Source organism: Streptomyces sp. BE20 (assembly GCF_036322525.1).
Classification (GTDB): domain Bacteria; phylum Actinomycetota; class Actinomycetes; order Streptomycetales; family Streptomycetaceae; genus Kitasatospora.
In genome coordinates this window covers 1-314 of record NZ_JAQYWW010000933.1, presented here as the reverse complement: position 1 = coordinate 314, position 314 = coordinate 1, and the positions used below count along the sequence as shown (strand labels likewise).

1 protein-coding gene is annotated in these 314 nt (G+C 68.2%); it reads right to left on the bottom strand.

What is annotated here, in order from left to right; genetic code table 11:
• Nucleotides 1-12: 12 nt before the first annotated feature.
• Nucleotides 13-314 (bottom strand): hypothetical protein (locus PUR61_RS21970; protein ID WP_329880981.1); only part of this gene is annotated, 302 nt, incomplete at its 5' end.

Here is a 314-nt window from a genome sequence, read left to right as displayed (position 1 = left end):
CGCCACGGTCCGTCATTCCTTGCCGAGGGCCAGGCCGACCGCGTCGTCTACGGTCTTCAGTGCCTTGTCGACGGGGATCTGGCCGTTGACGCCGGCCACGATGTTGGCCTTCTGGGCGTCCCAGCGGGCCTGGAAGGCGTGCCGGTACTGGAGGACCAGGTCGGGGGTGTTGCTGGCGAGCTGCTCGAAGATGGGCGCCCAGTTGGGGTCGGCCTTGACCTTGCCGTCCACGGTGGCCTTCACGGCCGGGTCCACCTTGCCGAGGTCGTACGGGAAGATCGCGTGGAAGTCCATGTACTGGGCGCTGCGCTCGG